The organism is Holdemania sp., from assembly GCF_986127675.1.
In genome coordinates, this window is the sequence record NZ_CFQZWI010000003.1 from 1 (window position 1) to 21,371 (window position 21,371).

Sequence of the window (21,371 nt, forward strand, 5' to 3'; positions counted from 1 at the left end):
GTGCTCTTCCGATCTTCGCTTTTTCCACTTTTATGGAGATGTCCGCATCATTCCGGGGACGTTGACGCTTTTTATTCTTATAGGAATGTCGATTCTGGGAGCGGTCTTATTTATCCTCAGCGATTCCATACACGCTTTGGCAGGATTCGCTGCGGGATTGGTATTGGAGCTCGTTTTATTAACGGTGGCAGTCTACGATGATGGACTTTTAGGTGCTCTTCTGATCTGTACCTTACCAGCACTTCCTTATTTGATAATTTTAAAGATCATTAAAGTGATTACCGGTCTTATCATCCCCATTTCAGCGGTCACAGGAATTCTATTTTTACTTCAGTTTGTTTTGATTGGGCTGAGTTTCAAATATATTAAAAAGCTCCATTGGGGATGTATCGCATCCCGGCTGGTGGTGATCAGCGGTTATGCGCTGTTCTGTTTTTACGACAATGTCCTTGAAACCTGGATGCTCAGCTTCTTCAGCATGCTGACGCTGGTCAGACTGGCGGAAATTCCGTGGATTTGGGTGGACACTCCTGCAAAGCGGAGTTTGAAAGCAGAAAAGGGATCAACAGATGAATAATTCGCGATACAGAATGATCTTATACCGGGCGGGCAGCTGGCTGCTGATCTATTTGTCGCTGTCGCTGGGCTATTGGCTGAGCTGGGGACCGGAACTTCATTCCCTGCGATTCTATGGCGAGCCGTGGGTTCAGCCGGGGATTTCTTTTATCATGATTTCGGTCGGGTTGATGATCGTGGGCCTTTATTTATTCTGGATCAGCGATGCAAAATACCACATCGCAAGCTTTGCGGCTGGACTGGCAGTTCTCCTGTTTTTAATGACGCTGATGCCGCTGGATGACGGTTATTTTGCGGCGTCGCTGCTGCTGGAGATCCCCGGAATTCCACATACGCTGATTCTGAAATTTTTGAAGAGAATGCTGGGCCTTGCATTGCCGATCGGACTTGTGCAGTCCGCCGCGTTTCTTTTTCAGGCAGGATTGGCGGCGTTGTATTTAAACAAGGCAAAAAACATCCGCTGGGGATTTGTTGCGGTCAAGCTGGCAATCGTCAGCGTTTATGGGCTATTCGTTTTTTATCCTGAATTAAACGGCGAATGGATGCTTAGCTTTTTCGATCTGCTCAATCTGATCTGGCTGGCGGAGCTTCCCTGGCTGGGACTGGACTTCTCCGCAAACCCAAAGCCGTAAAAAACCAGCGCCCAACTTAATCACTGCTTTATAACGCCTTTTTCAAGCCTTTTCATGATACAATCAAAACGAGGTGATCGTCGTGAAAAACGGTTGGTTTACGATCAAGGAAGTTTCCGATTTGTTTGATAATACGCGCGGAGCCATTCGCTTTTATGAAGAGAAAGGCTTGATTCATCCGCGTCGGGACGAACATGATTTCCGCTGGTACAGCGTCGACGATATCTTTCAGCTGTTCTATTTAAGACGTTATGCGTTGATGTCGTTTTCGCTGGATGAAACATTGCATACCTTTGTCAAAGAAGCCCAACTGACGCTGCCGGAAATTCAGGCTCAGATCACGAAACGCGAACAGGAACTGGATGTGCAGATTGAACGGCTGATGCGTCAGCGGGAAGAGCTGCGAAAATACCAGCGGGTTCTCCGGGAGTGCCAATTCCCGCGCACGGTGATTGAGGAATGTCCGAATTATTATGTTCTGAGCGCGGATGCTTTCGCAAAGATGACAGCTGCCGATCTGCCGACGCTCAAAGCGCTGATCGCGGCAATGCCTCTGACCAGCGTGCATGCCGATCTGATCGAAGGACCTTCCGGCTGGCGGTCAGTCACCAGTCTGGGGATCATCGAAGCCAATGCCCGGGCGGCAGGGATTCCATTGCATCCGAAAATGCGCAAGCTGCAAGCCTCAAAAGCAGCGGTTCGCTGCGTGTGCTGCGAATGGGACGCGATGCCGGGGCAGCTGATCGAAAAAGCGCTGGCGTTTCGGGACGAGGTGATCGCCTCCGGCAAGACGGTGCATTCGTTTGTCAGCACCAGTCTGATTCTGGTCCATACCCAGGAGGGCAAGACCATCGAATATCACAAATGTTACGTTCCGTTTCAGGATTGTTAAAAATATCACTTGCCTGTACAGTACCTGTATACCCTACAATGGTTCCAGAAACGTTAGGAGGGAATCAGAGATGAACTTATCTCGCAGAGAGTTTCTGAAAAGCTCCCTGGCCGCGGCCGCGGGCATGGGCGCACTGGGGTTGCTGGGGGCTTGCAGCACCAATGAAAACACAACATCGACACCATCGCCGGAAGCCACGGGGGACACCATCGCCACTGCATTAGATGCGCCATATACCGCACTGTCCGCGGATGCGATCACAGAGAAAACCGTGGATTTTGTGATTGTCGGAGCCGGGCCGGCCGGCCTGTGCGCCGCCGTGAAAGCTGCGGAAAACGGCCTGTCCGTCGCTGTGGTAGAGAAAACCGGCGCGACCGGAGGCTGTGCAAAATTCGGCATGGGCATCCTCGCGATCGGCACTGAGCTGCAGAAAGCGCAGGGAGAAGAACTGGATCTGGACGCGATGTACAACATGTTCACGGAGTACACGCACTACCGCACCGACTGCGTGCTGATGCGCCGGTACTTCGAGGAATCGAAGGAAACGCTGGAATGGATCGAATCAATGGGCGTCGAATTTGAAGAAGCTGCGCGTTATTTTGAAAAATCCTATCCGACCTGGCACATTGTCAAATCGGAAACGGGTGTGATCGGCGGCGGTCAGGCGAAGACCATGACCGATCATCTGGAAGCTCGGGCCCGCGAACTGGGCGTGGAGTTCTACCTGGAAACCCCGGCCTGCCGTCTGGAAACGGAAAACGGCAAGGTCAGCGGCGTCTGCGCCGTCAGCACGGATGGCAAGCAAGGCTATCATTTCCTGTGCAATGCGGCCTTGATCGCCACCGGCGGCTTTGGCAACAACGAAGAATGGGTTAAGGAACAATTCGCTTTGAATCTCGATCAGGACTTCTTCGGCATGCGCTTCCCGGGACATGAAGGCGACGGCATCCAGATGGCGTGGAATGCCGGCGTGAAGCAATCGGAGATGATCGAGGAAATGATCTTCGATATCTTCCAGCCAGGCTCGACCGGAGCTTATACCAACGATATCAAGCTTGTCATGCAGCAGCCGAACCTGATGGTCAATCAACAAGGCAAGCGGTTCTTCAACGAGGAACAGGTGCAGAACACGACCTATACCGGCAACTCGCTGCGCAATCAGACGGGCAACACCGGCTTCATGATTCTTGACGAGGCGATCAAACAGAGCTATGTCGAAGCGAATCGCGTCGATTTTACCAGCCGTGTATGGAATACCGATGACTTCACGCAGTTTGACGCGAACTTCAAGACGATGGAAGAATCCGGTTACACGGCGATCGTCAAAGCTGATACGTTGGAAGAACTGGCGAACAAGATGGGCATTGATCCGCAGGGCTTAGCGGCAACGGTTGCGGAATACAACCAGCTGTGCGCCGACGGTTACGATCCGTTAGGCAAGGGTGCGGCGTATCTCAAGCCGATCACGACCGCTCCGTTCTATGCGGCGCAGTATTATCCATCCAGCTATGGCACGCTGGGCGGCATCAAGGTCAATTCCAATCTGGAAGTGCTCGATCAGAACGATCAGGTCATCACTGGTCTGTATTCGGCGGGCACCGATTCCTGTACGGTTTACGGCGACAGCTACATGTTCCTGCTTCCAGGCAACACGATGGGCTATTCCGTCAACACTGGCAAGTTTGTCGGCGAAGCGGTCAGCGAACTGCTGAAAAAATAAGTGTTATCCCAATGATCAAACGAACTGGAGTCCATGTGATTCCAGTTTTTATTTTATCTTTCCGTGAATTTTGTTTGTCTAAATGCTCCCTCTCTTGCTTTCCTTGCGTTTCCCATCCCAATCAGATCAAACAGGCTGATGTTGATCTGATCGGATATCCCATGTCCCTCAGGCTGGGCAAGCTGCGATCTTTTTGCGGCCGAAACGAAAACCCGGGGGACATCAGTGCCCACAGCCAGCTGCGTATAAGCGGAAATCGCTGAAAAAAAGTTGGATTCCGTGAGAAATCCAACCGGTAAAATCGGGAGCGGAGAGGGTTGTGATCAAGCCGGCATCCTGTTTTGAAGCTTACGGATGCGATTAATCCAGCTTGTCGATCTGACGTATAGCGGCACAGAGAACATCGGCTCCTTTGGCCAGATTTCCATAGTCTGTCCATTCTTTCGGGCAGTGGGTCAGTCCGTTATGGCTCGGCACAAAGATCATGGCCGCAGGCCAATGTTTGGCGAAGATCATCGCGTCATGGCCTGCTCCGGAATCCATCCTGAGCGTGCTGAAATGCAGGGCTGCCGCCTGTTCTTCCAAGATCTTTGAAAATTCTGCGCAGCAAGGCGTCGGCGGAACGTCCGAATACAGCGTCAGCTCCGTTTTAACGCGGAACCGGGATTCCATCGCTTTGAGCTTCTCTTTTAACAAAGCTTCCAGTTCATTTAGAATTTCCGGTTTTCCACTGCGGAAATCAACGGAGAACACAGTGCGTCCGGGCACGGCATTGATCTCGTTTGGATGATTTTCAAATTTTCCGAAGGTGACCGTCGCCCGGTTTGGATAATGTTCTTCAACCAGCGCGGCCAGTTCGCTGATCAAGGTGCAGGCGGCGATGCCCGCATCTTTTCTTAAATTCATCGGAGTAGAAGGGTGAGAAGTCGCACCGTTCACCGCGACTGTGAACCAGCGGCAGCCATAGATCGTTTCCACGATGCCCAGATCGGTGTGCGTGCTTTCCAATCGAATTCCCTGTTCGAGATGCAGCTCCAAAAATGCCTTGATCGAATCCGCTTTTCTGCAAGTCATTTCCAGATTGCCTGAAAAGCCGCATTGCCGGATTGCTTCCCGCAGTGTAACGCCATCCTGATCCCGCAAGGTATCCAGCTGAGCTTCGCCATTTTCACCGGCGATATAGCGGCTGCCGGTCAGATTCGGGAACCGGGCGCCTTCCTCCATGATTGTCGCCAGAACCTGAAAGGAGCTTCTTAACGGTTTTCCGCTTTCCTTCAACATTCTTGCGGCTTCCAAAGCACAGACGATGCCGGCCTGACCGTCGAAATAACCGGAACAGCGGACGGTATCGAGATGGGAACCGGAGAGAATTACCGGGGCGGTTTCATCGGTTCCCTTCAATTCGCCATAGACGTTGCCGACGCCATCTTCCCAGGTCCGCAATCCGGCAGCTTCCATTTCTTTTTTCAGATAATCGACGGCCTGCCGGTAAGCCGGGGTATAGCTCAGCCGGGTCGTCCCTTCCTCACCCGGTGCGCTGAAATCACGGAGTGTTTCCAGATTGTTTTGAATACGGAATCGATCAGCCATAGATAAACCTCCTGTTTTTATGATAATGTCAAGAAAAAATTGACAATATCAACTTTTGGTTTTATTATAACGATAAGCCCAGGGAAAGTCAATGTCGTTTATCAGCCCTGGAACAAGGATAAAGATTTGAAGATGAGGTGTGTTATGAATCAGGAGAATGGCAAGACGATTCAGTCCGTTGAACGGGCGCTGAGCATCATTCAGTGCATTGATCAATCCGCCAACGGATTGACGTTGACAGAATTAAGTGAAATGTTGAATCTGAACGTCGGCACGGTGCGGGGTCTGGTGATGACGCTGCTGAATAACGGTTATCTGATCAAGAGTGAGAAGAACAACCGCTTTTTCCTCGGTTATGAATTTCTGATGAAGGCCAATCGGGTCAGCGAAGGTTATGTCCGTTATCTCAGGACCTGTGCGTTTCCATATATGGATCGCATCGCGGCAAAGCATCAGATGAATATCTGGCTTCAGATTGTTCTGCACAACCGGATCTATACGGTAGACGTCGTGGAACCAACCCAAACGTTTTATACTTACAGTCCTAAAATGGGGGCAGATATTCCGCTGCACGCTTCAGTGTCCGGCAAGCTGTACGTCGCATCGCTGGCGGAAGCGGAACGGAATCTTCTGGTTTCGGCGCTGGATCTCAGAGCGATTGTGCCGAATACAATCACGGACCGCGCGGTTTTCCGGCAGGAAATCGAGAAGATAGTCCGTCAGGGCTATGCGACGGTCAATGAGGAAACCGATATCGGCATGAGCGCTGTGGGCGTACCGATCATCACGGCGAGGCAGCATCTGGCGGGGACGCTGAGCACGGTGGCGCCGACACCGCTGTTACGGATGAAGCAGGAAGACGTTTTGCTGGAGCTGCTCGCTGCGTGTCAGGCGATCGCTGCTCATCTCTCGCAACAGGAAGTTGATTCGTTATTTTAATCCATAAGGATGAGCTTTCTTTTATAAAAGGAAAAGAAAGAAAAACCGTCAGATTCGAATGAAACATCAATTCAAAGTCTTGTGTTTAAGCCAGCCCAACAGGCGGGGCAAAGAATAAACAGGAGCAGAAAGTGGGAAAGCAAAGCCACTTAGCTTGCTTTCATGCAATATTTGCAACCGCATTATGCGCGGTAATGGAGGTAATCATGAAAAAAGAAGATTTTCTGTGGGGATCCGCAACTGCGGCCTATCAATGTGAAGGCGCGGAACGAAGGAGGAAAAGGGGAAAGCAACTGGGACGCGTTTGTCCACGATCCGGATAAAAATCCCAAAGGCATCACCGGCGACGTCGCCAATGATTTTTATCATCGCTATAAGGAAGACATCGAACTGCTGGCAAAGGGAAATCAGAACACCTTCCGTTTCTCCCTGTCCTGGAGCCGGATCATCCCGTCGTCAAATTGGCAGATCAATCCTCAAGGCGTGGCGTTTTACCGCAGCGTGCTGGAAGAATGCCGCAAGCACGGCATTGCCGCCAATGTGACACTGCTGCACTACGATATTCCGCAATGGATCGAGGCGGAAGGCGGATATCTCAACGATCAGTTCCCGGCCTATTTCGCCCGCTATGCCGGGATGGTTTTCGATCTGTTCGGCGATTCCATTCCGTATTACGTCACGATCAACGAAATAACGCACAATGCGAACTGTGCTTATCTGCAGGGAAAGTATCCGCCGAATCATCACAGCGTGCAGGAGCTTTGCCACGTCGGCTACAATCTGGTGATCGCGCATGCCCGGGCGGTTGCGGAATTCAGAAAACGGAAGCTGAACTCTAAAATCGGCATAGTGCATACGACCAATACCGTTCAGACGCTGCTGGACACCGAGGAATATCGGATTGCCCGTCATCGCGGCGACCTGTTTAAAAATCTGTGGGTGACCGATCCGGCGATTCTGGGACATTTCCCGGAAGATTTACCTGGTTTGTTAGAGGAAGCGGGCATTGATCTGAGCTTTGTTAAAGCGGAAGACCTGAAACTTCTCAGCGAGAACACGATTGACTTTCTGGGTCAGAACTGTTATACCCGGACGCTGGTTAAGCCGTATGTCAGCGGCGAAACGAACTATTACCGCGATTATGAAGGAAAAGGCGAAGTGCTGGAAAGACTGGTTGTCAAAAACTGGTTTGAAAGCGACTATGATTTCTCTCTGCCGCGGGATGAATGGGGCCGGGAAATCTATCATAAAACGGTCTATGACATGCTTAAGGGGATTCAGAAGCGGTATGGCGATATTCCGGTATTCATCACGGAAAACGGCTGCGCGCTGTACGACGAGGTCGATGAAAACGGCGAGATCCACGATGACAAGCGAATCGATTTCATGAAAAATGTTTTCCATTGGATGTTGAAGGCCCGGGAGGAAGGCTGCAATGTGATCGGCTATTATGCCTGGAGCAACGTCGATGTGTACAGCTGGATTAACGGTTATAAAAAGCGGTATGGTCTGGTCTATGTCGATTTTGATCACGATCTGAAGCGGATTCCAAAGAAAAGCTGGTTTTGGTACCGCGACTTTATCGCTCACAGCGACCGGGATTAACGCTGCAATTCGCCGTGTCCAGCGGCAAGCAACCGGCTATTTGCAGGGATCGGCGTGCGGATTCAGAAAGCAATGGGTTTGCGGCGCTGTCCAAGACGGATTAGACCCAGCTCATTTCCGGGCACCTTGAGAAATCAGGCGGATGCCAGAAGCCGTAAAGGATTTCGGGCAGTATCAGGCAAGCGTGGCGAAGGACTCTGAAAATGGCCGGCGCTCTGCCTGAAAATCATTTCACGTCATTCAAAACGGTCAGTACCTGAGACGGCAGGGGATTGACCGTTTTCTTTTGCACAGAAGGAAGAAACATCCCCGGTGTTGTGCGGAAACGGCGCGGCGTCTTTTCAAACAGAAGGATTTCAGGGAATGACGATTCGCCCCCATTGTTTTGTAAAAAGTGAATATTTTGGTCTTCAGACTCAGCCGGACAAAGAGGGAATGGAATCTTAAAAAGTTCTTAAATCGTCGGAAATAATTTCCAAAAGATCTTAAGAATCCCTTATTTTAAAGGGAGATTGAAGGATTTCACTAGGCAAATCCAAAAAATATGGTAAACTGTACCATGAACATTTCGGAGGTGAGAGAATGCTGAACGATACGATAGCGGCGATCTCTACCGCATTGCAGGACGGCGCGATTTCGGTGATCCGGATCAGCGGCCCGGACAGTCTGGCGATTGCCGGACGACTGTTCAGCCGCCGGGTGGACGATCAGCCGACACATACCGTCCGGTATGGCTATATCATTGATCCCATCAGTAAGGAAGCTGTCGACGAGGTGCTGCTGACGGTTTTCCGTGCACCGAAAACCTTTACACGCGAAGACGTTGTGGAAATCAGCGGGCATGGCGGACGCTACATCACCCGGCGGATTCTGGCGCTGGTACTGGCGGAGGGTGCACGGCTGGCTGAGCCGGGTGAGTTCACCCGCCGGGCCTTCTTAAACGGCCGCATTGATCTGACGCAGGCCGAAGCGGTCATGGATATGATCGACGCCGATTCTTCCCAACAGGCGCAGCTGGCGATTCAGGGCATCCGCGGCAGTATCCGCCGTCTGATCGAGCCGCTGAGCGAAGCGCTGCTCAATATCATCGCCAACATCGAGGTCAATATCGACTATCCGGAATACGAGGATGCCGAACAATTAACCTGGGAAAGCGTTCTGCCCCAGGCGCGGTCCTGGTTAATCCGGATGGATGAAATCCTGCAGCGCGCCGAGAGCGGCCGCATCATGAAAAAAGGCGTAAAGACGGTCATTCTGGGCAAGCCAAACGTCGGCAAGTCGAGTCTGCTCAACGCCCTGTTGGAGGAAGACAAGGCGATTGTGACTGAGATCGCCGGGACGACCCGCGACCTGGTTGAAGGGGAAATCCATCTGCGCAACGTCACGCTTCATCTGATCGACACCGCCGGAATTCACCAAACCGAGGATCGTGTGGAACAGATCGGGATCGAACGTTCCATGAAGGCGCTGGAGGAAGCGGAACTGATCCTGATCGTGCTGGACGCCAGCCGCCCGCAGGACGACGAGGACCGCCGCCTGCTGGATCTGACCGAGGGCCGCAACCGGATCGTCGTTGTTAATAAAAAAGATCTCGCGCCGCAGGCGGAGGATCGTTCGGGTACAATTTCTATCTGTGCCGCGCAAAATCAGATTGAACCGTTGATCGATCAGATCAACCAACGCTACGAACACCATCACGCGATGCTGGAGCTGCCGTCGCTGGCGAATGAGCGTCAGATCGCGCTGGCCCGTCAGGCCCGTCAGTCCATGGCGCAGGCCGTCAACGCGCTGCAGGAAGGCGCGGAACTGGATTTAGTGACAATCGACCTGCAGGCCGCCTATATGGCGCTCAAAGAAATCGTCGGTGAAGCCAGCCGGGAAGACCTGCTGGATGCGCTGTTCTCCAAGTTTTGTTTAGGAAAGTGAGGAATCATTCATGAAATTATTTATCAACCGTGTTATCGCTTTGATTATCGACAGTCTGTTGATCGGAATTCCGGTCGGCATTATCGAAATGGCGTTCTCCTTAATCCGCTGGATTTTAAGCTGGCTGCCGTTTCTCCATCATTTCCGATTCCTGTTTTCGACATCGTTTTTGTTCGTGATTGTCTATGCTTTGTATGAGGCGGCGATGGTTTACTTCGCCGGCGGTACCGTTGGCAAGCTGATCATGAAGCTGGAAGTCGAGAAGGAACAGGGGTCGCTGTCCTTCGGCGACTGCCTGATCCGCGGGGTGATGAAGGCGTTCTCGCTGCAGATCTGGATTCTGGGTTTGTTCTCCGCGATTCTCGCGTATTCCGATCAGCACAGCTCGCTGCATGACCGGATGGCAGGCACCTCGGTATGGGAAAAGCTTTAGGCTGGATAGATTCGCACTGTCATCTGACCTGCGCGGATCTGATCGGCGAGGCTCAGGATGTTCGCCAGCGGGCGCTGGATGCCGGCGTCGCGCGGATGATGATCGTCTGCTGCCGGCTGGAAGAAGCGGAAGCCGCCTTGAAAATGAAGGCCGAAGACGCGCGTTTTGACGTCGCGGTGGGCTTTCATCCCAGTGATTTGCGCGATTTTACGGAAGAAGACTGGCATAAACTCGAAACTCTGGTCTATAATGAGAATGTCACGGCCGTCGGTGAGATCGGCCTGGACTATTATTGGGATAAAGACAATCATCCTCAGCAGCAGGCGGCGTTTATCCGTCAGATCGAGCTGGCGAACCGGGTCAACAAACCGATTCTGGTCCACAGCCGCGACGCGATCGGCGATACGCTGGCCCTTCTGCGCGAGCATCCCGTTACTCGCCGCGGGATCATCCATTGCTTCAGCTCCAGCCGGGAAATGGCCAGGGAATTTGTCAAGCTCGGCTACATGATCGGTCTGGGCGGACCGGTCACGTTCAAAAACGCCAAGACCCCGAAAGAGGTGGCGGCGGACGTGGATCTGGCACATTTGCAGATTGAAACCGATTGTCCTTATCTGACGCCCGTTCCTTACCGGGGAAAACGGAACGAGCCGATGTATCTTCCGCTGACTGCCAAAACCATTATGGAATTGCGCGGGATGGAGGAAGAGGCGTTAAAACAGAGTCTTTGGGATAACTATCAAGCTTTATTCCACCCGCAAGACGAACTCTGAAAAAAAGAGAAGAGTCTACGATCTCTGGTGAAAGGAGGAAAATAAAATGAAAAAAGCAGTGCTTTTTGGAATTTTAGTATGCTTGGGTCTGGGCATGACCGCATTGATCATGATCCCGGAAGAAGTCAAGACACCACTGATCCTGCAGACCTTTAGTTATTCGCGAGCCGCGAGTGAAGAAACGCTTCCGTATCGGACGGCGCAGGAGACGATCACGACCTTTCTGGAAGCGCAGGATACCGTATTTGTCCATCCCGAGGAAATTCCGGAAAACGGCGTTTCCTGGATGATCTCCAAAACGGACGACGGAAGTCCGAAGGTTCAAAACGATACCTATGAAATGACCTACGACCAGGAGGGCAACTTGTTGTCGCGTGTCCTGGTACCCTATTCCACAGAAGTCATCGAAGCCCGGCCGATCGTTATGAGCTATGGCTCCGAGGTCAAAGAGGAAGCGTATTTCTATTCCAGCCGCGTGACTTCCTATGGGGCGGATTGCGTCGGGTGCGGCGGGGGAACGCCGGCCGGCATCGCGATCAGCACAACCGGGGTGCGTCAGTCTGACGGCACATGGAAAGACGGGATTACTTACGACGGCTATTATCTGATCGCCGCATCCTCAACGCTGCCGTTATGCACGTTAGTGGAAATCAGCGATCACAAGTTCAACGGTCAGGGGCTGACGCCGGGAGAACCTTTCCTGGCAGTGGTGGCCGACCGGGGCGGCGCGGTGCAGGGATCGACGATCGACCTGTTCACCGGATCAGAATATTATCCAAGCGTGCGCAACGGGAAACGCTCCAACGTCAAAGTTTCGATCGTGGACTTCGGCCGCAAACGGGCCAACGGCTGCCGCTTCAACTGAGAGCGTTGAAGGCAGGCGCGGGCGCGGCTAAATAAAATCAAACCAGGCATAAGAGAACGAGGGCATTCTGCGGGGCAGGATGTCTTTTTTATTTTTTGCAAAGCGATTTTTATTTTCCTTCTTCATTATCCTTATTTTATACTTTTGTATGAAGCAATGGGAATTTTAAGGAATTTTGTTAAAAGGAATTAAGTTGAATACAGAAGAAAGATTTGCATCAGGGGGAATACCGTTGAATTTTCAAGCCGATATTCTGGGGTGTCTATTGCAAATCAACTGTGTCTATTCTATAATAACAGTGGAGGAAGAACGATGCGCATATTTCTGAATTCCAGCTCAAATGATCCGAATTATCTGCAGATCGAAAACGCGATTCGATCGGCAATTTGTCAGGGACAGCTGCGTCCGCAGGATCAGCTGCCTTCGATCCGCCAGCTGGCGAAACAGCTGCAGGTGGCGATCATCACCGTAAAGCGGGCGTATGATGATTTGGAACAAGCGGGGATGATTGAGACACGTCAGGGCAAGGGCTGTTTCGTTTGTCCGCTGGATGTTCAACGGGTACAGGAACAGGCGGGAGCACAGCTGATCGAAGAATTCCAGGCGACACTGGATAAGGGATTGAAGCTGGGACTTACGCTGCCGCAGATCCAGACCTTGTTTGATCAGGCACAAAAAACTGTCATTCAGGAAAAGAGGGAGAAGTTATGACTGAAAACGCGATTTCCGCAGAGAATCTGCGGGTGCATTATCCGGACTTTGATCTTTTCATTGATCATTTTGACTTGCCATGCGGTTATGTCATGGGCTTGATCGGCCGCAATGGAGCGGGAAAAACGACGCTGATTGAAGCGTTGCTGGACAGTACGCCCGCACGTGCTCAGCATTGCGCGCTGCTGGGGATGCGGATGGATCAGAACGAGCGGCAGATTAAAAATCAGCTGGGCGTAGTCAGCGACCGGTTTGTATTTCCGGATTCCTACCATGCGATGAAGCTGATGCGCCGGATCGGACCGTTTTACGATCAGTTTGACGAAGTTCTGTATCATACGCTGCTCAACCGGTTCCGCTTGCCGTTAGGCAAACCGTTCGGCGAATTCTCAGCGGGGATGAAAGTGAAGCTTTCGATTATCTTCGCTTTATCGCATCATCCCAAGCTGATGATTCTGGATGAGCCGACGGCGAATCTTGATCCGGTGTCGCGGCGGGAAGTGCTGGATCTGTTATATGAGTTCATGCAGCAGGAGGATCATTCGTTATTATTTTCCACGCACAATACAGCGGATCTGGATAAAATCGCGGATTATGTGACCTGTCTGGAAAACGGCCATGTGAAGTTCTCCGCGTCCAGGGAAATTTTGATGGAGAATTGGCAGCATTTCCGCTGCGAAGGAAAAATGCCGAAGGAAATGAAGGATTTTGTGCTGAAACCGAAACCGACGGAGACCGGCTGGGAAGGCATGTGTACCCAGGCGGCGCAGCTGCGGCATCTTCCGGTAGTCTTTACCCCCGCGACACTGGAAGAAATCATGTTGGCGCAGGATCTGACGTATGAAGAATTCTGATCGGCTGCATCTGGCCTGGGGGTATTGGTTTCAATGCAACGGCGGTCTGTTGGGGATGGTCATCTTCTCCCTGATTCTGACTTCGGGGAGTGTTGCGCTTGCCCTGTTTCCGTTGTTGTTCGGCGCGATCATTTTTACCAATAAAATGCTGGACTGGCGTGATGGCGAGGAGGAAGCCAGCGGAAGGATGCTGGAGACGCTGCCGCTTTCCAACCGGGATCGCAAGATCATTCTGCTTGTTACAGTAACGATGACCTGGATCGGCTTAGTCGGCGGCTGCGGTCTGGTGATGAATATGCGCCGTCCGGGATTGACCGGTGTCTTGGCGTGGATCGCCGTTGTTTTCTGGGCGATGTATGGCTGGATTGTCCTGCGTTGGGAGAAAGAAAAACAAGCGCTCAGTACCTGGAAAACCGCGATGATTTACAATGCGCTTATTTTAATCGTTGTCATCGGTGCGCTGGAAATCAGTAATAAAGCGTTGTCTTTATCGTTAATCCTGGCTGCGGCGGTCGTGCTGGCTCTGACAATCGGATTAACCCGCATCGAATTGATGGGAAAAGAGAAGCAGGATTCCTTCGACAAGCTGGAATTTCCGGGTATTTCTGAACCACTGCGCGGGATTCTGGATTTGGCGGAAATCAGGCTGCATGGCAAAAATCAACGCCGGCGCACCCGGGATCAGGGTCTTCAACTCTTGGTGGCCTTGCTCTTCCTGATCTTTCTGAACGGAAGCTATGTCTATCTGGTGTTCTTTGTCGGCGACTTTGCGGCCAGCTGGCAGCTGACGAAAAAGTTTCAAAGCGGAGGTTATGCGTTGAACCTGATCCCGGCCTCGCGGAAAAAAAGGCTGGCAGGTCAGCTGATCGCGCAGGGCTTCGTGCTTGGAAGTCTGTGGATTATGGATCTGATCATCCTGGGAACGCAGCTGTTCATTCCCTTCGGCAGCCTGGCTCTGCCGCTGACCTGGAAGGCCGTCGGGATTTCGCTTTGCGCCACACTGGCGTTTGTCGCGTATAGTTTGACGTTTGGGTCTGAATATGACCTGGATAAGGGATCGATCTGTTATTTCTTCGGATTCTTTGCGGTCAACCTCGGTGCGGCTGGGGCATCGGCGGGAGCCCTGTTATTTTTGCATTCGGGCTGGTTCTGGACAGGCTTGTTGCTTATCAGTCTGATTCTGATTGGAAGATGGCTTGGAATTCAGGCCAGACGGGGTGCGCTTTAGTTTTGCCGAAGTTTTTAAAGTGAAGAAGTTTTCTGCGGATCAAAAATCCCGGGAAACTTCTTTTGTTTGTTCAGCATCTATTTTCCTCTTTTTGGAACATCACGAATAAGGAAACAGTCTTACGGTTTTTCTGATCGGAGATTTTCAGATCAGGTTTGACGGAGATTGAGAGAGAATTCAAGGTGAAAGTCGGAATTTTAGGATAAAATGACTGTTTTTCCACATGGTAAAGCGCTTACATTTCACATAAAATGAAGTCAAAGGAACGTAAAGGAGGAAATATGAAAAAACTGATTGCGATTCTATGTGCTCTACTTGTATTAGGCGGATGTAGTTCTACTCCCAAGACTGATAATCCAAACACCGGTGAAACCAAAAGTAATAAACTGGTTTTATACACACCAACCGCTCAGGATAATCTGGATGTCATGATTCCAGCTTTCGAAGAGAAATATGGAATTGAAGTAGAAACGGTAACAGCGAGTTCAGGCGAAATCTATTCCCGTATTCAGGCGGAAAAAGATAATCCCTATGCCGATGTGACATGGCTTGGCGAATATTACGTCGTCAGCGATACCAGTTATTTTGAAGAATATATTTCTGAAAATGACAAGGATATGGGCGATTTCAAGAATGCAACCGGTTATGCTACGATTGTTGACTACAATGTTCCAGTTATTCTTTATAATAAGAATCTGGTCAGCTTTGAAATCAAAGGCTATGCCGATCTGTTGAATCCGGAGCTCAAAGGTAAGATTGCCATGGGGAATTCCGCAAACTCATCTTCTGCTTACAATCATCTGGAAAACATGCTTCTTGCGATGGGAAAAGGCTCGACTAATGATGAATTGGTAGAATCACAGGAAGGCTGGGATTATGTTGAACAATTTTTAACCCAGCTGGATGGAAAAATTATTGATAGTTCCGGAACCATTCATAAAGGTGTAGTCTCTGGCGAATACGCTGTAGGATTAACCTGGGATACACCGGCACAGACCTATTTATCGCAGGGAATTGACAATATCGGTGTTGTTTATATGGAAGAAGGCGTTGTTCCTAAAATGAGCTGCGTCGCAGTAATCAAAGGCGCAAAGAACATGGAAAATGCCAAGCTGTTTGTTGATTTTATGTCCAGTGAATATGGTCAGTCATTAATGGGGACAGAAGTAACAGGGGCCAATGCGGTTCGTCCAGGTGTGAAACTGGCAGATTACAAGCAGGATATCACGAAAGTAAAAACAATTAAAATTACCAGTCAGTGGTCTTCTGAAGCAAAAGAAAAAATTGTTGAACGATATACTGATTTATATACTTCTATTTTTGAATAATCAAGACCTTGAATCATTACCGATGGGAAATAAGGAATCGAATGGGAGTTCAATTCCTTATTTTAAATAAGGAGAACAACGATGAGTGTAGCTATAAATATCGAACATGCTGTAAAACGTTTCGGCGATAAAACAATCATTCCTGACCTCTGCCTGCATGTCAAAGAAGGCGAATTTTTTACACTGCTGGGATCCAGCGGCTGCGGCAAAACAACCTTGCTCCGGATGATCGCCGGGTTTAATACTATTGAAGGCGGAGATTTTTACTTTAATGATAAGCGAATTAACGATCTCCCACCGCATACGCGCAATATTGGGATGGTTTTCCAGAACTATGCAATCTTTCCGCACATGAGCGCGGGGAAGAATGTAGGATATGGCTTAAAACAAAGAAAAGTGAAAGAACCAGAGCTGTCCCGAAGGGTGGACGAAATGTTAAACGTCGTGCAAATTTCGGATTTGAAAGACCGGATGCCTTCGAATATGTCTGGCGGTCAGCAGCAACGAATTGCGCTGGCAAGAGCGATTGTCATCCAACCGGATGTCCTGTTAATGGACGAACCACTGTCCAATCTGGACGCCAAGCTGCGGATTGAGATGCGCTCAGCAATCAAGGAAATTCAACATCAATATAAAATTACGACGATTTATGTTACACATGATCAAGAAGAAGCTTTGTCCATGTCAGATCGCATTGCGGTCATGAAGCACGGCGTTATCCAGCAAATTGGCACACCTGTAGAAATTTATGCCCATCCGAAGAATTTATTCGTCGCGACGTTTATCGGACAAAGTAATTTATTGAATGGAAAAATCGTGATACGGCAGAATGAAAAACAGGTAATGTTGGAAGATGGCGAAATTCTTGCGACTAATCGTCTGATTGATGCCTGCAAAGAAGCGCAATCCGTTCGAGTTTGTGTGCGCCCTAATGAAATGGATTTCAGTAATAGCGGAGTTAAAGGGACGATAATGGATCGGACATTTTTAGGGACGACAATGAAATACGATATCCAATTACCCAACCAACAGGTGATAGAGGTATCGAAAGATGCGCGTGAGAAGATCCACGAAATTGGCGAAGATGTCCGGCTTGCGTTTGATCCTCACCATGTCAATATCTTTGATCAGGAAACTGAACTTTCCTTAATGAAAGAAGCGGTGTAGAATATGCGCACCCGGAAATGGAAAATTGACGGCTGGACGCTGATCACATTACTTTGCTTCGCCTATTTTGCGTTTTTCTTCATTTATCCAATTTCCCGTATTTTTATTGGCAGCATTTATGACTTTGATACGGGTGTTTTTTCATTGGCAGCATTCCAAAAGTTTTTTTCAAAAAGTTACTATACAAATACAATAATCAACAGTGCCAAGGTTACAACGACCGTAACCCTGTTAACAGTGATCTTTGGTTCGGCACTGGCTTACATTACACGCACGGTCAAGATTCGATTTAAAGGCGCGCTGGATATCGCAATGATCATCTCTGTCCTGTCCCCTCCTTTCATTGGCGCCTATGCCTGGATCGTCTTGCTGGGGCGGGCCGGAGTTGTAACAAAGGTATTCAATCAATTCTTTCATGTGACGCTGCCGGGTATTTATGGTTTTTCAGGAATCCTGCTGGTATTTACGATCAAAATGATTCCGCTGGTTTATTTGTATGTAACGGGGGCTTTAAAAAATATGGATAATTCCTTAAATGAAGCCGCTGAAAGTCTGGGATGTGTTGGGATCCGGAAAATATTTCAGATTGTTATTCCGCTGATTTTGCCGACGATGCTGGCATCAGGCTTACTTGTGTTTATGCGGGTGCTGGCGGATTTCGGAACACCGATGCTGATTGGAGAAGGTTATCGTACACTGCCGGTTTTAATCTATAATTCGTTTGTTGGCGAAATGGGAAGGGATAAAGCATTTGCGGCCGCAATCAGCGTGATTATCGTTATTTTTACGACAATCATTTTCCTGCTCCAACAGTATATTTCCAACCGAAAGACAATAGAGATGTCGGCGCTGCGTCCGATTGAGCCTCGCCCTGCTCGTGGAATAAAGAATGTCCTGTCACATTTGTTTGCCTACTTATGTGCTTTTCTGGCAGTCCTTCCGATCTTTGTTGTATTGGTCAATTCTTTCCAGAATACCAACGGCATGTTATTCGTGGAAGGATATTCGTTCAACAGTTACCGTAAAGCATTCTCGTCGATGGGAAATGCGATCCGCAATACTTATGTATTCTCTACAGCCGCGATCATTCTGATTGTGATTATGGGTGTGCTGATTGCCTATACTTCCGTACGCCGCAAAAGCAAACTGACAAAAGTATTGGATACAATTACAATGTTCCCGTATATTATACCGGGTTCTGTTATGGGCATTGCCTTGCTTCTGGCCTTTAACAAAAAACCTTTTTTACTCAGCGGATCCGCAATGATTATTATCGCAGCCTACGTCATTCGGCGACTGCCTTATACAATCCGTTCCAGCAGTGCGATTCTTCATCAGATTAATTTGAATGTTGAAGAAGCTTCGCAAAGTTTAGGTGCCAACCGATTTGAAACTTTTATCAAGGTTACGCTGCCCATGATGTTCTCCGGTGTTATGTCTGGTGCGCTGATGAGCTGGGTATCCATCATCAGTGAGCTGAGTGCATCAATTATGTTATATGTAGGCGGAACAAAAACGATGACCATTGCGATTTATACGGAAGTTATTCGTGGTAATTACGGTGTTGCCAGCGCGCTTTCTACAATTTTGATTTCTTCCACTATTGTTGTTTTACTGCTGGTGTTTAAAATTACCGGTAAGCGTGAGATTGAACTGTAAATGATTTGATATAATGAAAACATAGTAAGGAGGAGCTGTATGGAAGAAATCTGCTTTCCTTATCATAAAGTGATTCAACAGAAGCTGGTTAGATCCATTTTGATCCCGGTGGCAATATCGGGATTCTGCCTGTTGGTTTTCACTCCTTTTCTGTTGATTTTTCTGATGACAAATCAGACAGCTGACGAAGCCAGACAGGCTTCAGAACAACTTACAGAGAATTTTCAGGCTTACCGTCAGGGAATGGAAGACATCCGCAAGGAACCCCATATCCGATCTTTTTTAAAAGAAGGAAAAGATGCTATCGAAGTATATCAGATTTTATATTCTCTGCGTAACCGTCTTCCGCTTGAGGCCTATTTTGATCTGGAAAGTCGGGATGGGCAAGTGCTTGCGACTCACAAATCACCGATCCCGGATAATCGGGGAAATCCCGTCCTGCACTATGAAATTGATGAACATTCAGGGATTATTGGAAGTACAACGAATTCCGGAATGATGACGACGGATCCGATTGTTTTTACACTGGCTTGCAGTATCAGGGATGATGAACAAACTTTGGGATATCTGTTTTATCACTTCACACAGAGGCAGCTGAGTTCAATTTTAAGTCGTGTCAGTTCCGATTTTGTCTTAATTAATCGAAGCAAGCGTGTCCTGCTCAGCGAAGATCAGAAATTCATCCCCTATCAGCGATTGGATGAAAAACCACTCTTCTGGAAGTTGGTGCAAATACAGGGACAGACAATGCTTAAACAACAGATTGAGCTTCCTCTGTTTGGGTTATCGCTCTGCATCCTTAAACCGCTGGAATCCGTTTATGCTTTAATGCGGATGGAATTAATTGTATACTTACTGGTATTTGCGTTATGTGCGATATTCATCAATAAGATCAGTCGGATGACGGCGCGGACGAGTCTGAGGAGTGTTGATAACCTCTTCCTTTCTTTGCAAAATTACGCGCAAAGTGGCAAACTGGAATATCTGCCGGTAGAGGAAAATGAAATGCGTCCGATCGCTCAACAGTATAATCGCATTCTTGATGAGGTTAAGCAGTTGATTGATCAAAATGATGAATTGCAGAAGCAGACGCGGATTGCACAAATCAGACAGCTGCAATCTCAATTTAATCCTCACTTTATTTTCAATACGCTTGATACGATTAAATATATGATTATGTTTGATCAGGATAAAGCGGAAGATATGATTGTCAGATTATCGAAATTACTACGCTACTCGCTTGATGCCTCCGAGGATTCTATGGTTGATCTGGATCAGGACCTTGCCTATATTGAGGACTATCTGCAGCTGCAGAAAATCCGTCTTGGCGATTCGTTCCTTTATACAATTCAAGCTCCAATCCACTCGAATCTGAGGATTCCAAAGATGGTGATCCAGCCCATGATTGAAAACAGCTTGTCCCATGGATTTGTTCAGGATAGACCATTTCATCTGGATATTCAGATCGTACAAAAAGCGGAAAAATTACAAGTCATCGTTAAAGATAATGGCGAAGGCATGGACGCTGCCCAGCTTATGCGAATTCGTGAAAATCTTGATTCGCTGCATGAGGATTACCGACATATCGGAATTATGAACAGTCACAAACGAATTCGACTGCATTTTGGAAACGGCTGCGGAGTACAGGTCGACAGTCGGCTGCATGAAGGAACAACGATAACAATGACCATGCGTGCAGTGGGAGGAAAAAAGGATGATTAAAATTTTAATCGTAGAGGATGAAATTATTTTGCGTCAGGGTTTTCGTCAATCTTTGGATTTTTCCCGTTTAGGTTGTCAGATATGCGCCGAGGCACGGAATGGAAAAGAGGGATTGGAAAAGATTTATCAGTATCATCCTGACATTGTTTTTACAGATTTAAAGATGCCGGTGATGGATGGATTGGAAATGTTGCGTTTATCAAAAGAACAAGAACAATATGAAGCTGTGATTTTAACAGGATATGGAGAATTCAGTTATGCGCAGGAGGCGATTTCGTTACAGGTTGCAGAATATCTTTTAAAGCCATTCAACAGGAAAGAACTGGAGAGCGTTCTGATCAAACTGATAGATCGGATCCATAAAAAACAGACGGAAACAGGAGCTTCGCTGCCTCAGTCTGTACTTGAACTGATGACGATTCCAGAGGGGTGTTCAGATTATGTTTGTCGAGCTGCTCAATGGATTCAGGATCATTTTGCATCGCGTCTGCGGGATGAGGAAGTAGCAGAACGCATGGGTGTCTCTGCTGATTATCTTAATCGGTTATTCCGTCAGGAAACCGGTCTGACATTGCATCGCTACCTCATTCATTATCGCATCGCTCAAGCTTGTTTGCGGATTCTTGAAGGAAAAGATAAAATTTATGAGGTTGCCGAGCAAGTTGGGTTTAATGATTATAAATATTTCTTCCAAGTCTTTACACGATTAATTGGTGTTTCGCCAACGCAATATAAGAAGAATCATCCGTAG

At 48.8% G+C, this 21,371-nt stretch carries 19 protein-coding genes; 18 read left to right on the top strand and 1 reads right to left on the bottom strand.

Annotated elements, in window-relative coordinates; translation table 11 throughout:
- The 4 genes from AC5OW4_RS00905 to AC5OW4_RS00920 form a co-directional block, all read left to right on the top strand.
- The coding region (locus AC5OW4_RS00905) for a hypothetical protein (RefSeq protein ID WP_493676553.1) at positions 1 to 577 on the top strand (577 nt) is incomplete at its 5' end.
- Complete coding sequence (locus AC5OW4_RS00910; RefSeq protein WP_493676554.1) at positions 570 to 1,208, top strand: hypothetical protein; 639 nt, start codon at positions 570 to 572, stop codon at positions 1,206 to 1,208. The genes AC5OW4_RS00905 and AC5OW4_RS00910, both read left to right, overlap by 8 nt.
- 82 nt (positions 1,209 to 1,290) lie before the next feature.
- Entirely contained in the window at positions 1,291 to 2,100 is an 810-nt protein-coding gene (locus tag AC5OW4_RS00915) for a MerR family transcriptional regulator (RefSeq protein WP_493676555.1), read from the top strand.
- A gap of 70 nt (positions 2,101 to 2,170) precedes the next feature.
- Positions 2,171 to 3,820 (top strand): FAD-dependent oxidoreductase, encoded by a 1,650-nt coding sequence (locus tag AC5OW4_RS00920; RefSeq protein ID WP_493676556.1) that lies wholly within the window; start codon positions 2,171 to 2,173, stop codon positions 3,818 to 3,820.
- Positions 3,821 to 4,180: 360 nt separating this feature from the next.
- Here AC5OW4_RS00920 and AC5OW4_RS00925 read toward each other — a convergent pair whose 3' ends face one another.
- Positions 4,181 to 5,410 carry a M20 family metallo-hydrolase gene (locus AC5OW4_RS00925; RefSeq protein ID WP_493676557.1) on the bottom strand — a complete coding sequence of 410 codons (1,230 nt, stop codon included), beginning with the start codon at positions 5,408 to 5,410 and terminating at the stop codon, positions 4,181 to 4,183.
- A 144-nt stretch (positions 5,411 to 5,554) separates the two neighbouring features.
- Between AC5OW4_RS00925 and AC5OW4_RS00930 the strand changes: the two genes are divergently transcribed.
- From AC5OW4_RS00930 to AC5OW4_RS00995, 14 genes are all read left to right on the top strand, one after another.
- Positions 5,555 to 6,349 (top strand): IclR family transcriptional regulator, encoded by a 795-nt coding sequence (locus AC5OW4_RS00930; RefSeq protein WP_195395532.1) that lies wholly within the window; start codon positions 5,555 to 5,557, stop codon positions 6,347 to 6,349.
- Positions 6,350 to 6,604: 255 nt separating this feature from the next.
- On the top strand, positions 6,605 to 7,954 hold the full coding sequence (locus AC5OW4_RS00935) for a glycoside hydrolase family 1 protein (RefSeq protein WP_295769670.1): 1,350 nt from the start codon (positions 6,605 to 6,607) through the stop codon (positions 7,952 to 7,954).
- A 582-nt stretch (positions 7,955 to 8,536) separates the two neighbouring features.
- Positions 8,537 to 9,880 carry a tRNA uridine-5-carboxymethylaminomethyl(34) synthesis GTPase MnmE gene (mnmE, locus tag AC5OW4_RS00940; RefSeq protein WP_493676558.1) on the top strand — a complete coding sequence of 448 codons (1,344 nt, stop codon included), beginning with the start codon at positions 8,537 to 8,539 and terminating at the stop codon, positions 9,878 to 9,880.
- 10 nt (positions 9,881 to 9,890) lie between these two features.
- Complete coding sequence (locus tag AC5OW4_RS00945) at positions 9,891 to 10,313, top strand: RDD family protein (protein ID WP_072685118.1); 423 nt, start codon at positions 9,891 to 9,893, stop codon at positions 10,311 to 10,313.
- A complete protein-coding gene (locus AC5OW4_RS00950) occupies positions 10,298 to 11,086 on the top strand; it encodes a TatD family hydrolase (protein WP_308559809.1) in 789 nt (262 codons plus the stop codon). Before AC5OW4_RS00945 ends, AC5OW4_RS00950 begins: the two co-directional genes overlap by 16 nt.
- Before the next feature lie 46 nt (positions 11,087 to 11,132).
- Positions 11,133 to 11,951, top strand: coding sequence for an RlpA-like double-psi beta-barrel domain-containing protein (locus tag AC5OW4_RS00955; RefSeq protein ID WP_072685116.1), 819 nt, complete (start codon positions 11,133 to 11,135; stop codon positions 11,949 to 11,951).
- Between the two features lie 312 nt (positions 11,952 to 12,263).
- Positions 12,264 to 12,662 (top strand): GntR family transcriptional regulator, encoded by a 399-nt coding sequence (locus AC5OW4_RS00960; protein ID WP_195395535.1) that lies wholly within the window; start codon positions 12,264 to 12,266, stop codon positions 12,660 to 12,662.
- The gene (locus AC5OW4_RS00965) at positions 12,659 to 13,516 is read left to right on the top strand and encodes an ATP-binding cassette domain-containing protein (protein WP_195395536.1); all 858 of its coding nucleotides are present in this window, start codon (positions 12,659 to 12,661) and stop codon (positions 13,514 to 13,516) included. Before AC5OW4_RS00960 ends, AC5OW4_RS00965 begins: the two co-directional genes overlap by 4 nt.
- Positions 13,503 to 14,744 (top strand): hypothetical protein, encoded by a 1,242-nt coding sequence (locus AC5OW4_RS00970; RefSeq protein ID WP_295767629.1) that lies wholly within the window; start codon positions 13,503 to 13,505, stop codon positions 14,742 to 14,744. Before AC5OW4_RS00965 ends, AC5OW4_RS00970 begins: the two co-directional genes overlap by 14 nt.
- A gap of 281 nt (positions 14,745 to 15,025) precedes the next feature.
- On the top strand, positions 15,026 to 16,072 hold the full coding sequence (locus AC5OW4_RS00975) for an extracellular solute-binding protein (protein WP_072685112.1): 1,047 nt from the start codon (positions 15,026 to 15,028) through the stop codon (positions 16,070 to 16,072).
- Between the two features lie 81 nt (positions 16,073 to 16,153).
- Positions 16,154 to 17,239, top strand: a complete 1,086-nt coding sequence (locus tag AC5OW4_RS00980; RefSeq protein ID WP_072685111.1) for an ABC transporter ATP-binding protein — start codon at positions 16,154 to 16,156, stop codon at positions 17,237 to 17,239.
- Between the two features lie 3 nt (positions 17,240 to 17,242).
- The gene (locus AC5OW4_RS00985; protein ID WP_072685110.1) at positions 17,243 to 18,898 is read left to right on the top strand and encodes an ABC transporter permease; all 1,656 of its coding nucleotides are present in this window, start codon (positions 17,243 to 17,245) and stop codon (positions 18,896 to 18,898) included.
- A 39-nt stretch (positions 18,899 to 18,937) separates the two neighbouring features.
- A complete protein-coding gene (locus AC5OW4_RS00990; protein WP_072685109.1) occupies positions 18,938 to 20,620 on the top strand; it encodes a sensor histidine kinase in 1,683 nt (560 codons plus the stop codon).
- Positions 20,613 to 21,371 carry a response regulator transcription factor gene (locus AC5OW4_RS00995; RefSeq protein WP_072685108.1) on the top strand — a complete coding sequence of 253 codons (759 nt, stop codon included), beginning with the start codon at positions 20,613 to 20,615 and terminating at the stop codon, positions 21,369 to 21,371. Before AC5OW4_RS00990 ends, AC5OW4_RS00995 begins: the two co-directional genes overlap by 8 nt.